The organism is Isoptericola haloaureus, assembly GCF_036689775.1.
Lineage (GTDB): Bacteria > Actinomycetota > Actinomycetes > Actinomycetales > Cellulomonadaceae > Isoptericola > Isoptericola haloaureus.
Genome location: NZ_JBAGLP010000118.1, coordinates 148514 through 161308, shown reverse-complemented (window position 1 = coordinate 161308; position 12795 = coordinate 148514). Strand labels below are relative to the sequence as shown.

The window sequence follows — 12795 nt, the reverse complement described above, 5'->3', positions numbered from 1 at the left end:
CGTCGGCCCGACGCAGCCTACCCGGGCCGCGGCGTGGGTCAGTCGGACCTGCGGGGCGGTCGGCGCTCGGGCCGCGGCGGCAGCACCCGCGTGGCCTCGATCTCCTCGGCCTCGATGCGGACCTCGGTCCCCGCACCCGGCGCCGACGGCCGCGCGGGGTCACGGCGGAGCGTGACGCCCGACGTGTCGGACGTCACCACCAGGCCGATGACGTCCGTGGACCGTTTCCCGCTGCGCCGGGCCTCCTCGGCCGAGAGCCGACGCCGCACGACGACCCGGGTCCCGGCCGTCCAGTCTCGCCAGGCGGACGATCCGCCGGCGGCGTGCGAGATTCTCACGTGAGCGATACTAGAGTGAGCCCCCGAAAGACCGGAGCAGCCGCTCCGCCGATCCCCTGGAAGGGAACTGCAGTGACCTACGTGATCGCTCAGCCGTGCGTCGACCTCAAGGACAAGGCGTGCATCGAGGAGTGTCCCGTGGACTGCATCTACGAGGGGTCGCGCTCGCTGTACATCCACCCGGACGAGTGCGTGGACTGCGGCGCCTGCGAGCCGGTGTGCCCGGTCGAGGCCATCTACTACGAGGACGACGTCCCCGAGGAGTGGACCGACTACTACCGGGCGAACGTCGAGTTCTTCGACGACATCGGCTCCCCGGGCGGCGCGGCCAAGATGGGCGTCATCGAGAAGGACGACCCGATGATCGCCGCCCTGCCCCCGCAGGGCTGACGCGGGCCCCGGATGGGTTTCGCCGACCTGCGCGACCTGCCCTACCCCTGGGACACCCTCGGTGACGTCCGTGCGACGGCCGCGGCGCACCCCGGCGGGATGGTGGACCTGTCCGTCGGGACGCCCGTCGACCCCACCCCGCGGGTCGTCCAGGACGCGCTGACGGCCGCCGCCGACGCTCCGGGCTACCCGACGACGCACGGCACCGCCGCGCTGCGCGAGACGGTCGTGGACTGGTTCGCGCGGCGCCGCGGCGTGCCGGGTCTCGACCCGGACGGCGTCATGCCGACGGTCGGGTCCAAGGAGCTGGTCGGGCTGCTGCCCTCCCTGCTGCGGCTCGGCCCCGGCGACGTCGTCGTCCACCCCGAGATCGCGTACCCCACCTACGACGTGGGGGCGCGGCTCGCGGGGGCCACCGCGCTGCCGGCCGACGACGTCGCCACCTGGGCCGGGCGCGAGGACGTCCGTCTGGTGTGGGTCAACTCGCCGTCCAACCCCACCGGTGCGGTGGCCGACGTCGAGCACCTGCGCGCCGTGGTGGCCGCGGCGCGCGAGACCGGCGCCGTCGTCGTGTCCGACGAGTGCTACGCCGAGCTCGCCTGGGACGAGCCGTGGGCCGGCGCGGACGGGGTCGGCCGGGTGCCGAGCCTGCTCGACCCGCGGGTCACGGACGGGTCGCTCGACGGCCTGCTCGTCGCCTACTCGGTCTCCAAGCAGTCGAACCTCGCCGGGTACCGGGCCGCCTTCGTCGCCGGGGACCCGCGGCTGGTCGCCGACCTGGTCGCTACCCGCAAGCACCTCGGGATGATCATGCCCGCGCCGGTGCAGGCCGCGCTCCGGGTCGCCCTGTCCGACGACGCCCACGTCGACGCCCAGCGCGAGCGGTACCGCCGACGTCGGGACGCCCTGCTGCCGGCGCTGCACCAGGGCGGTTTCGCCGTCGACCACTCCGCGGCCGGTCTGTACCTGTGGACGCGTCCGGCCGACGCGGCGGACGCCGCGACGTCGCGGGACCTGGCCCGACGGTTCGCGCGGCTCGGCATCCTGGTCGGTCCCGGCGAGTTCTACGGGGTGGCCGGCGCGTCGCACGTGCGCGTGGCGTTGACCGCGTCGGACCAGGCCGTGACCGATGCTGTGGCGCGGATCACATCGTCTTGACGCGACGATTGGAACCGCATGGGATGAGGGGGGTAGTTTGACCTGCAGGCCGAGGCTGCTCTGTGGTGACACCGTCCAGGCGGGCACGTCAGGTAGTCCGTGACCATGCCACGAGTTCACGTGCCGGAGCCTCCGACGACGGAGGCCGAGGGCCCGTCAGGGAAGGAAGACATGACGTCCACCCAGCAGACCCCCACGGTCGAGCTCAGCGTCGACGGCACGAGCCGAGAACTGCCCGTGGTGCCGGCGACGGAAGGCAACGACGGCATCGTCGTGTCCTCCTTGCTCAAGGACACCGGCATGGTGACCGTCGACCCCGGGTTCACCAACACCGCCTCCTGCGAGTCCGCGATCACCTACATCGACGGCGGCCAGGGCATCCTGCGCTACCGCGGCTACCCGATCGAGCAGCTCGCCGACTCCTCGTCGTTCCTCGAGGTCTCGTACCTGCTCATCCACGGCGAGCTGCCGACCCCCGCCGAGCTCGAGGCGTTCACCGAGCGGATCAACCGGCACACCCTCGTGCCCGAGGCGTTCCGCACCTTCCTCGGCACCTTCCCGCGCGGCGGCCACCCCATGGCGATCATGGCCTCGGCGGTCAACGCGCTGGCGACCTACTACCCGGAGTCGCTCGACCCGCACGACGACGAGGCGGTCGAGCTCGCGACGGTGCTGATCCTCGCCAAGATCCGCACCATCACCTCCTACGTGCACCGGTCCATGCGCGACGAGCCGCTGCTCTACCCGGACGCGGCGCGCGGCTACGTCGACGACTTCCTGCGCATGACCTTCGCCCGCCCCTACGAGGAGTGGCAGGCCAACCCCACGCTCGTCTCGGCGATGGACAAGCTGCTCATCCTGCACGCCGACCACGAGCAGAACTGCTCGACGTCGACCGTCCGCGTCGTCGGCTCGTCCAACGCGACCCTCTACGCGTCGGTGTCGGCCGGCATCAACGCCCTGTCCGGCCCCTCGCACGGCGGTGCCAACGAGGCCGTGCTGCTCATGCTGGAGAACATCCGCTCCGGCGAGGACTCCGTCGAGACCTTCATGAAGAAGGTCAAGAACAAGGAGGACGGCGTCCGGCTCATGGGCTTCGGCCACCGGGTCTACAAGAGCTACGACCCGCGCGCCGCCATCGTCAAGAAGCACGCCGACGCCGTGCTCGACGAGCTGGGTGCCAAGGACGAGCTGCTCGACATCGCCCGGGGCCTCGAGGACATCGCGCTCAACGACGACTACTTCGTCGAGCGCAAGCTCTACCCGAACGTCGACTTCTACACGGGGCTCATCTACAAGGCCATGGGCTTCTCGCCGGCCATGTTCACCCCGCTGTTCGCGATGGGTCGGATGCCCGGCTGGATCGCTCAGTGGCGCGAGATGATGAAGGACCCGCAGACCAAGATCGGCCGTCCGCGGCAGATCTACACCGGGCCGACCGAGCGGGACTACGTGGCGCTCGATCAGCGCTGATCAGCCCGCGAGATCGGGCACGTCCCCACGGCGTCGCGTTCACGGTCGCTGCGCGACCTGCACTTCGCGACTGACGACGCCGTGGGGCGTGCCCCCTCTCGCCTGCGCGACCGGCGCGTGACCTGCACTTCGCGACTGACGACGCCGTGGGGCGTGCCCCCTCTCGCGTGCGCGGGTTCAGCGGTAGTCGGCGGGGATCAGGCGGTGGGTTCGACGACCCGGACGCGGACGACGCCGTCGCGCGGGCCGTTCTCGTCGGGGCCGAGGGCCGTCCAGGCGGCGGACTCGCGGGTCCAGACCCGACCGTCGGCCCGGACCTCGACGGCTCCGGTGGCCTCGGCCGTCGCGACCGCCCAGTGGGCCACGGCCCAGGTCGACCGGGTCGTGTCGTCGTAGCGCAGCGCCGTCGCGTCGATCCTCGTCGTCGCGCCGTCGCCGCGGACCGCACGGCCGCCGAGCCCCAGATCACGGTCGACCCGATCGGCCACGGTGACGTGCGGGGCCTGCGGGGCCTGCGGGTCCGCCGGCGGCACGTCGCAGGTGACCGAGCCGGGGGAGTGGCCCGTCAACGACGACGCCCAGGCCCGCGCGCGGGTCTCGTGCTGGGCGTACGCGTCAGGGAAGGCCGACCGCTGCACCGCCTGCGCGGCGACGGTGACCTCGGCGTCCTGCCAGCCCTCGACCTCGACGAGTCCGTCGTAGAAGGCGTTCGTGGAGTACACCGGGTCCATGACCTGCTCCGGGGTGCCCCAGCCCTGCGAGGGGCGCTGCTGGAACAGGCCCAGCGAGTCCCGGTCGCCGTAGTCGATGTTGACCAGCCGGGACTCCTGCAGCGCCGTGGCCACCCCGATGGTCGCCGCCCGCGCGGGCAGGCCCCGACGGATCGTCGAGCCGACGATCAGGGCGGAGTTCTCCGCCTGCTCGGTCGTGAGCGGCCAGTCCGTGCCGTCGAGACGGGCGGTGCACCGCTCGGCGGCGCGGGGACCGTCGTCGCGGGCCCACAGCAGGAGCAGCACCCCGAGGACGGCCGCGAGGCCGACGGTGAGCACCGCCCCGACGGCGCCGGCCGACCGCGCGGCCGAGCGCCGTCGTGCGGCCATCAGTTGGCGTGCAGCGCGGCGTTCAGCTCGACGCCGACACCCTGGCGCGTGAGCGCCTCCACGGCGCCCGTGCGGGAGTTGCGGCGCAGGAGCAGACCGTCGCGGCCGGACAGCTCGCGGGCCTTGACCACGCGCGGCTCGCCCTCGTCGCCCATCTCGTCCAGGACCGTCACCTTGGTCCCGGCGGTCACGTACAGACCGGCCTCGACCACGCAGTCGTCGCCGAGCGCGATGCCGAGACCGGCGTTGGCGCCGAGCAGGCAGCGCTCGCCGAGGGAGATGACCTCCTTGCCCCCGCCGGACAGCGTGCCCATGATCGAGGCGCCGCCGCCGACGTCGGACCCGTCGCCCACGACGACACCCGCGGAGATGCGGCCCTCGACCATGGAGGACCCCAGGGTGCCGGCGTTGAAGTTCACGAAGCCCTCGTGCATCACCGTCGTCCCCTCGGACAGGTGCGCGCCGAGGCGGACGCGGTCGGCGTCGGCGATGCGCACGCCGGTCGGCACCACGTAGTCGACCATGCGGGGGAACTTGTCCACGCCGTAGACCGTGACCGGGGCGTCCGCCGCGGCACGCAGCCGCAGGCGCGTCATCTCGAAGTCGGCGACCGCGCAGGGACCGCGCGACGTCCACACGACGTTGGTCAGCTTGCCGAAGATGCCCTCGACGTTGAGCCCGTGCGGCTGGACGAGCCGCGCGGAGATCAGGTGCAGGCGCAGGTAGGCGTCCGCGGTGTCCGCCGGCGGGGCGTCCAGGTCGATCTCGGTGCGCACCACCGAGACGTCGACGCGGCGGGCGTCGTCACGGCGCGTGAGCGCGGCGAGGTCAACGGGGACGTCGACGTCGTCCGGGGCCGTGCCGAGCGCGGGCGACGGGTACCAGACGTCGAGCGTGCTGCCGTCGTCGGCGACCGTGGCGAGGCCGAGGCCCCAGGCGGTACGGGGAGAGGTGCTGGGCGTCGTCATGGGCACCAGCCTATCCGCGAGAGGTGGCACGATGACGGGGTGACCGAAGCGCAGACACGACTTCCCGCGACCCTGACGGACCCCGCGACGCTCCCGAGCTCCGACCTCGTCGACCTGCTCGCCGCGATCTGCGACATCGAGTCCGTCTCGGGCGACGAGGCCGCACTCGCGGACGCCGTCGAGGCGCTGCTGAGCGACCAGCCGCACCTGGAGGTGCACCGTGACGGTGACGCCGTCGTCGCCCGCACGACGCTCGGGCGCGACCGCCGGGTCGTGCTCGCCGGCCACCTCGACACGGTGCCGCTGACCGACCCGCCCAACCTGCCGACGCGACTGGCCGGCGAGGGTGACGACCGCGAGCTGTGGGGCCGGGGGACCGTCGACATGAAGGCCGGGGTCGCCGTCATGCTGGCGCTGGCCGTGGAGCTCGGGCGTCCGGGCGCAGAGCCGGTGGCGGATCTGACCTACGTGTTCTACGACCACGAGGAGGTCGAGGAGTCCAAGAGCGGGCTCAAGCGGCTCGCGCGGAACCGCCCGGACCTGCTGGCCGGGGACTTCGCCGTCCTCGGGGAACCGACCTCCGCCGACATCGAGGGAGGCTGCCAGGGCACGATCCGGGTCGACGTGACCACCCGCGGCGTGGCGGCCCACTCGGCGCGGTCCTGGCGGGGCGAGAACGCCATCCATGCGGCCGCCCCGATCCTGGCCCTCCTGTCCGGCTACGAGGCCGTGCAGGTCGAGGTCGACGGGCTGCTGTACCGCGAGGGCCTCAACGCCGTGGGCATCCGCGGCGGCATCGCGGGCAACGTCGTGCCCGACGCCTGCACCGTGACGGTCAACTACCGCTTCGCGCCGTCGCGCACGCTGGCGGAGGCCGAGCAGCACCTGCGGGAGCTGTTCGACGGCTACGAGGTCGTCGTCACCGACGCCTCGCCGGCCGCCCGGCCGGGACTCGACGACCCGCTCGCCGCCGAGTTCGTCGCCGCCGTCCTGGACCGGACCGGGGGAGCGCCGAAGCCCAAGTACGGCTGGACGGACGTGGCGCGATTCGCCGAGCTCGGGATCCCCGCCGTGAACTTCGGCCCCGGCGACGCGCTCCTGGCCCACGCCGACGACGAGCGCGTGCGGGTCGCCGAGCTCGCCGTCTGCCGGGACGCCCTGCGGGCCTGGCTCGTGGGCGCGTAGCCGTCCCGCGGCGCCGACGGGCACCTGCTGACCCGACGACGCCGGTGGTACCGCCCCGAGGGGCGGCGCCACCGGCGTCGTCGGTGTCGGGGACTCAGCCCCGGGTGCGGCGACGGACGAACATCATCCCGGCACCGGTACCGATGAGCAGCAGCGCACCGATCGCGGCCAGGGCCGTGTTCGTGCCGGTCTGCGGCAGCGGCGGCTGCGGCGGCGTCACCGGGACGTCGCGGCAGACCTGGACGGACGCACCGTCACGGTCGAGCTCGCGGGCCCCGTCGAGGAGGTAGGCCTCGTTGGTGACCAGCACGCAGCGGCCCTGCTCGACCGAGACGCTCTGGGCGACCGGGAACTCCGTGACGGCCCCGGCCTCTTCGGCGTCGACCGTCCCCAGCAGCACGGGCGCGTAGTCCGGGACGATCCAGTCGTCCCAGACCTCCACCGACGTCGGACCGTTGTCCATCACGCTCGGGTCGATGTCGAGCGAGTCCGTGGCCTCGTCCGCACCGGCCTCGGCGGGCGTGTCGATGTGGTCCTGCGTCTGCGGGTAAGCCGCCAGGTCCCAGGTCACGGTCGCCGCGAGGGTGCCGACGAAGTCGTCGACGTTCTCGCAGGTGAGCGCCATCGCCGTCTCGCCCGGTCCGAACGAGTACTGGAGGCCGTCGGCGATCCCGTCGGCGTCCTCGGCGTCGACGAGGCAGGCGGAGCCCTCGAACGTCGCCGCCACGGTGCCCGTCATCGCGTAGTCGTTCGGGTTGGACACCGTCACGGCCGCCGAGAGCGTGGCGTCGTCGAGGGTCGTCGGACCCTCCACCACCTGCACGACGAACTCGACCGTGGTCTCCTCCTGGTCGGCCGGCAGGGTGACCGGGTGCGTGCTCGGCTCCTTGTCGACCGTGAAGGTGCGGCTGACGTACTGCGTGCCCTCACCCTCGACCGTGATCTCCATCGGCTCCCAGACCAGCGGGTCGATGAACTCGACCTCGGTGGTCTCGCCCTCGACGAGCTCGACGGACCGGGTGCGGTCCGCCGGCAGCAGGTAGCCGGGGGGCGCGACGGTCTCCTCGACCAGGTAGGTCCCGAAGTCGGCGATCTGCTCGACGGTGTAGGTCCCGTCCTCGCCGGTCACGACCGTGAGGGGCTCCTCGGCGGCCGGGTCGAGCGGGTTCGGCGTGATCTCGAAGGTGGCTCCCTCGAGCTCCGTCTCGTCCTCGCCGACCTTGACGATGGTCAGCTCGGCGTGGGCGCCGCGGCAGATCGACACCGAGGCGCTGGACACGTCGATGCGCTCGCCGCCGGCGCCGGCGCCGGTCTCCACCAGGAAGACGGTGTTGTCGACCTGGAGGCACTCACCCTGGGCGACCTCGAACTCCTTCGAGAACTCGAAGGGCGTCGTGTTGGCGCTGTCGACGGCGTCGACGGTGCCGAGGAGCTCCGGGTCGGCGTCGGGGTTGGTGATGTCGTCCCAGACGTCGACCGAGCGCAGGCCGTTGTCGGTGGTGGCCTCGGCCAGGTCGAGGGTGTCACCGGCCGTGTCCGTGCCGGCGTCGTCCGGGTTGTCGATGTGGTCCTGGGTCTGCGGGTAGTCCGCCAGCTCCCAGGTCACGGTCGCCTCGACCTCGCCGAACAGCGGCGGGTTGGGGCAGTCGACCATCAGGACGGTGTCGCCGGAGGGGAACTCGTTCTCCCAGCCGTCCAGGTCGGTGCCCTCGAGGGTGCAGACGGTGCCGTCGAGGTCGACGTCCACCGTGCCGGTCACGGCGCCCGCGTTCGGGTTGGTGACCGTGACGGCGACCGACCGGGACGGGTCGGCCGACTCGTCCAGGACCGTGTCGCTCTCCATGACCTCGATCGTGTAGTTGATCGTGGCCGACTCCTCGTCGGCCCGCAGGTCGATCGTGGTGGCATCGGCCTGCTTGTCGTCGGTCCAGGTCCGGGTGACGAACTGCTCGGCCGAGACCTCGACCGTCAGCGGCTCCCAGGCCAGCGGGTCGACGAAGGTGAGGGCCTCGTCGGACCCGGTGGTCAGGGTGACGACCTGGTCGCGGTCGGCGGGGAGCAGGTAGCCCTCGGGGGCGATCGTCTCGGTGACGGTGTACTCACCGAAGTAGACGACGTCGGAGAAGGTGTACTCGCCGGTCTCCCCGGTGCTGAACGTCAGCGGGTCGTCACCGGCCGGGTCGACCGGGTTCGGGCTGATGGTGAAGGTAGCGCCCGGCAGGAGCAGGCCGTCAGCGTTCGCCTTGAAGACGGTCAGGTCGGCGGGCGCCTCGCGGCACACGTCGACGACCTCGGTGGCGGAGTCGATCCGGTCTCCGTCGGCGCCTGCCTCGGTCTCGACGAGGTAGCCGTCGTTGACGACCTCCACGCACTCACCGAGCGGGACGTCGATCTCCTGGGTGACGTCGAACGTGGTGGTGTTCGCGCTGCCGGTGGCGTCGACGGTGCCGAGGAACGCGGGCTCGAGGTCCGGGTTGACGAAGTCGTCCCAGACGTCGACCGAGGGCAGTCCGTTGTCGGTGGTCTCCTCGGCGAGGTCGAGGGTGTCGGAGGCCGAGTCGGTGCCGGCGTCGTCCGGGTTGTCGATGTGGTCCTGGGTCTGCGGGTAGTCCGCGAGGTCCCAGGTCACGGTCGCCTCGACCTCGCCGAACAGCGGCGGGTCGGGGCAGTCGACCGTCAGCACGGTCGCACCGGGGGCGAACTCGTTCTCCCAGCCGGCCAGCTCGGTGCCCTCGAGGGTGCAGACGGTGCCGTCGAGGTCGACGTCCACCGTGCCGGTCACGGCGCCCGCGTTCGGGTTGGTGACCGTGACGGTGACCGAGCGGGGCGAGGTCTCGGACTCGTCCAGGACCGTGTCGCTCTCGACGACCTCGATGGTGTACTCGAGCGTGACCGACTCCTGGTCGGCCGGCAGCAGGACGGTGTCGTTGCCGTCGACCTGCTTGTCGTTGGTCCACGTCCGGGTGACGAACTGCCCGCCCGAGACGTCGACCGTCAGCGGCTGCCAGGCCAGCGGGTCGGTGAACTCGACCTCGGTGGTCTCGCCCTCGACGAGCTCGACGGTCTGCGTGCGGTCACCCGGCGGAGGCAGGAGGTAGCCGGACTCGGCCGGGACCGAGACCTCGGTGACGTCGTACTCGCCGAAGTCGGCGACCTGCTCGACGGTGTAGGTCCCGTCCTCGCCGGTCACGACCGTGAGGGGCTCCTCGGCGGCCGGGTCGAGCGGGTTCGGGCTCACCTCGAACGTGACGCCCGGGATCGGGGTCCCGTCCTCGCCGACCTTGACGATGGTCAGCTCGGCGGGGGCGTCGCGGCAGATCGTCACCGAGGCGCTGGACTCGTCGATGCGGTCACCGTCGGCGCCGGCATCCTCTTCGACCACGTAGGCGGTGTTGTCGACCTGGAGGCACTCACCCTGGGCGACCGTGAACTCCTTCGGGAACTGGAAGGTGCTGGTGCCGGCGCTGCCCGTGGCGTCGACGGTGCCGAGGTACTCGGGCTCCGCGTCCGGGTTGGTGAAGTCGTCCCAGACGTCGACCGAGAGCAGTCCGTTGTCGGTGGTCTCCTCGGCGAGGTCGAGGGTGTCGGAGGCCGAGTCGGTCCCGGCGTCGCCCGGGTTGTCGATGTGGTCCTGGGTCTGGGGGTAGTCCGCCAGCTCCCAGGTCACGGTCGCCTCGACCTCGCCGAACAGCGGCGGGTTCGGGCAGTCGAGCTGCAGGACGGTCTCGCCGGAAGGGAACTCGTACGACAGCTCGTCGGCGTCGTCGCCCTCGAGAGTGCAGAACGCACCGTCGAGGTCGGCGTCCAGCGTGCCGGTCACGGCACCCGCGTTCGGGTTGGTGACCGTGACGCTGACCGACCGGGACGGGTCGGCCGACTCGTCCAGGACCGTGTCGCTCTCCATGACCTCGATCGTGTAGGTGATCGTGGCCGACTCCTCGTCGGCCCGCAGGTCGATGGTGGTCTGGTCGGCGGACTTGTCGTTCGTCCACGACCGGGTGACGAACTGCGAGGCGGTCAGGTCCAGCTCCAGCGGCTCCCAGGCCAGCGGGTCGATGAAGGTGAGGGCCTCGTCGGACCCGGGCGCCAGGGTGACGACCTGGTCGCGGTCAGCGGGGAGCAGGTAACCCTCGGGGGCGACGGTCTCGGTGACGGTGTACTCACCGAAGTAGACGACGTCCTCAAAGGTGTACTCGCCGGTCTCCCCGGTGCTGAACGTCAGCGGGTCGTCACCGGCGGGGTCGACCGGGTTCGGAGTGATCGTGAAGGTCGCGCCCGGCAGGAGCAGGCCGTCGGCGTTCGCCTTGAAGATCGTCAGGTCCGCCGGGTCCTCCCGGCAGACGGTCACGACCTCCTGGGCCTCGTCGATCCGGTCGCCGTCGGCGCCGGCCCCGGTCTCGACGATGTAGCCGTCGTTGACGACCTGGATGCACTCGCCGAGGCCGACGTCGATCACCTGGGTGACGTCGAACGTGGTGGTGTTCTCGGCCCCGGTGGCCACGACCGTCCCGAGGAGCTCGGGCTCGAGGTCCGGGGTGAGGAAGTCGTCATAGACGTCCACGGACTGCACGCCCTCGTCGGTCACGTCGGCGGTGATCTCGACCGAGTCGCTGGCGGAGTCGGTGCCGGCGTTGTCGGGGTCGTCGATGTGGGCCTGGGTCTGCGGGTAGTCGCCCAGGTCCCAGGTCACGGTCGCCTCGACGGTGCCGTCCAGGGGAGGGTTCGGGCAGGTGACGTCGTAACCGGTGATGTCCGGGCCGAAGTCGAGCTGCAGGCCGTCGTTCACCGGGTCGATGTCCACGGCTCCGTCGACGGAGCACGCCTCGCCGCCGATGGTCACCTCGAGGGTGCCGACCACGTTCTCCGCGTTCGGGTTGTCGACCACGACGGTGATCGAGCGGTCCTCGGCGGTGACCTCTTCAGCGCTCTCGTGGACCTCGATGGTGTACTCGAGCTCGACCGACGACTGGTCGGCCGGCAGGTCGATCTGGTCCTCGCCGTCGACCTGCTTGTCGTTGGTCCACGTCCGGGTGATGAACTGCTCGGCCGACCCTTCGACGTCGATCGTCAGCGGTTCCCACGGCATCGGGTCGACGAAGGTCAGCGAGGCCGACTCCCCGGCGTCGATGGTGATCGTCTGGTCGCGGTCGGCGGGCAGGAGGTAGCCGTCCGGCGCCGCCGTCTCCGTCACGGTGAACTCGGTGCCCCAGAGGTCCTCGCCGATCTCGTCGAAGGTGAAGGTGCCGTCCTCGCCGGTGGTGAACTCCAGCGGGTCGGGGCCTTCGCCCGTCGGGTTCGGGCTGATCTCGAAGGTCGCCCCCGACAGCGGGACGCCGTCCTCGCTCTCCTTGAGGATCGTCAGCTGCGAGCACAGGCTCGGCACGTCGATCTCACCGGTGGCGAGGTCCTTGAGGGCCGAGTTCCCGGACCCACCGGTCTGGGTGCGCATGTTCAGCGTGCTGAACCCGGTGGCCGGGCAGACGTCGCCGATGCCGAGGTCGGTGAGGTTGATGGAACCCTCGACGAACTTGTCCGCCTCGATCTGGCCGGCATCATTGGCGTTCGGCGAGTCGAACAGGTCTTCGATGGACTCCGTGTTCGTCGTGGCGTTGGTCGCGGACCCCGCGCACAGGACCGGGTCGACCCACGCAGAGCCGTCCCACGTCCGTACGAACTCGCAGACGAAGTTCCCGTTGCCGAGTTCCGCGAAGGCGATGCGGACGTCGCCGACGCTGCGGTCCGGATTCAGCGCGTCGCGGTTGGGCAGCTGGTTGAGCTCGATGAAGTACTGCACCGTTCCGGAGTCGCCGTCGCGGTCCCAGCCGAGGTGCAGCCACTGCGTGTAGTCGACACCGTCGGTGACGATCTCGCTGTCGACGAAGACGTTGCCGAGGTCGGACTTGCCCGAGGGCGTCCCCGGGTTGCCCCCGCCCCAGTTCGGCCAGCCGTTGGCCTCGGAGTCCCCGCCGGCGAACGTCGTCGTGTCCGCGTTACCGATCGGGTCCCGGATGATGCTCGGATCGGCCGTCTCCCAGTCGATCCCACCCTCCGTGACCTGGTTGCCGTCGATCTCGAAGGTGCTGTCGACAGCGGCCGCCGGCGTGCTCAGCGCCACCACGGAGCCCAGGGCGAGCGTCGCGGCCGTCAACGCGGCGAGAGGCCGGAAGAACCGGCCTCTGGGTC

Annotated in this window: 8 protein-coding genes; 4 read left to right on the top strand and 4 right to left on the bottom strand. The window is 71.4% G+C overall.

The window, feature by feature from the left end; all coding sequences use genetic code 11:
- Window positions 1–38: 38 nt before the first annotated feature.
- Complete coding sequence (locus V5O49_RS11010) at window positions 39–338, bottom strand: hypothetical protein (protein ID WP_332902278.1); 300 nt, start codon at window positions 336–338, stop codon at window positions 39–41.
- Between the two features lie 72 nt (window positions 339–410).
- Here V5O49_RS11010 and fdxA point away from each other — a divergent pair, with 72 nt between their 5' ends.
- From fdxA to V5O49_RS10995, 3 genes are all read left to right on the top strand, one after another.
- Window positions 411–728 (top strand): ferredoxin, encoded by a 318-nt coding sequence (fdxA, locus tag V5O49_RS11005; RefSeq protein WP_278236790.1) that lies wholly within the window; start codon window positions 411–413, stop codon window positions 726–728.
- Window positions 729–740: 12 nt separating this feature from the next.
- Window positions 741–1886, top strand: coding sequence for a succinyldiaminopimelate transaminase (gene dapC / locus V5O49_RS11000; protein ID WP_332902277.1), 1146 nt, complete (start codon window positions 741–743; stop codon window positions 1884–1886).
- A gap of 171 nt (window positions 1887–2057) precedes the next feature.
- Window positions 2058–3359, top strand: a complete 1302-nt coding sequence (locus tag V5O49_RS10995; RefSeq protein ID WP_332902276.1) for a citrate synthase — start codon at window positions 2058–2060, stop codon at window positions 3357–3359.
- 197 nt (window positions 3360–3556) lie between these two features.
- On the opposite strand, the gene V5O49_RS10990 is transcribed toward V5O49_RS10995, so the two are convergent.
- A complete protein-coding gene (locus tag V5O49_RS10990) occupies window positions 3557–4459 on the bottom strand; it encodes a hypothetical protein (protein ID WP_332902275.1) in 903 nt (300 codons plus the stop codon).
- On the bottom strand, window positions 4459–5427 hold the full coding sequence (dapD, locus tag V5O49_RS10985) for a 2,3,4,5-tetrahydropyridine-2,6-dicarboxylate N-succinyltransferase (protein WP_332902274.1): 969 nt from the start codon (window positions 5425–5427) through the stop codon (window positions 4459–4461). The genes V5O49_RS10990 and dapD overlap by 1 nt, the downstream gene beginning before the upstream one ends.
- 39 nt (window positions 5428–5466) lie before the next feature.
- Between dapD and dapE the strand changes: the two genes are divergently transcribed.
- The gene (gene dapE, locus V5O49_RS10980) at window positions 5467–6612 is read left to right on the top strand and encodes a succinyl-diaminopimelate desuccinylase (RefSeq protein WP_405001169.1); all 1146 of its coding nucleotides are present in this window, start codon (window positions 5467–5469) and stop codon (window positions 6610–6612) included.
- A gap of 94 nt (window positions 6613–6706) precedes the next feature.
- Here the strand turns inward: dapE and V5O49_RS10975 are convergent, their stop codons facing one another.
- Window positions 6707–12760, bottom strand: coding sequence for a prealbumin-like fold domain-containing protein (locus V5O49_RS10975; RefSeq protein WP_332902273.1), 6054 nt, complete (start codon window positions 12758–12760; stop codon window positions 6707–6709).
- Between the last annotated feature and the right edge of the window lie 35 nt (window positions 12761–12795).

Excerpts from the sequence above, each read along its gene's own strand:
- V5O49_RS10990 (WP_332902275.1), bottom strand. The coding sequence starts at position 4,459 with ATGGCCGCACGACGGCGCTCGGCCGCGCGGTCGGCCGGCGCCGTCGGG.
- dapC (WP_332902277.1), top strand. The coding sequence starts at position 741 with ATGGGTTTCGCCGACCTGCGCGACCTGCCCTACCCCTGGGACACCCTC.
- dapD (WP_332902274.1), bottom strand. The coding sequence starts at position 5,427 with ATGACGACGCCCAGCACCTCTCCCCGTACCGCCTGGGGCCTCGGCCTC.
- V5O49_RS10995 (WP_332902276.1), top strand. The coding sequence starts at position 2,058 with ATGACGTCCACCCAGCAGACCCCCACGGTCGAGCTCAGCGTCGACGGC.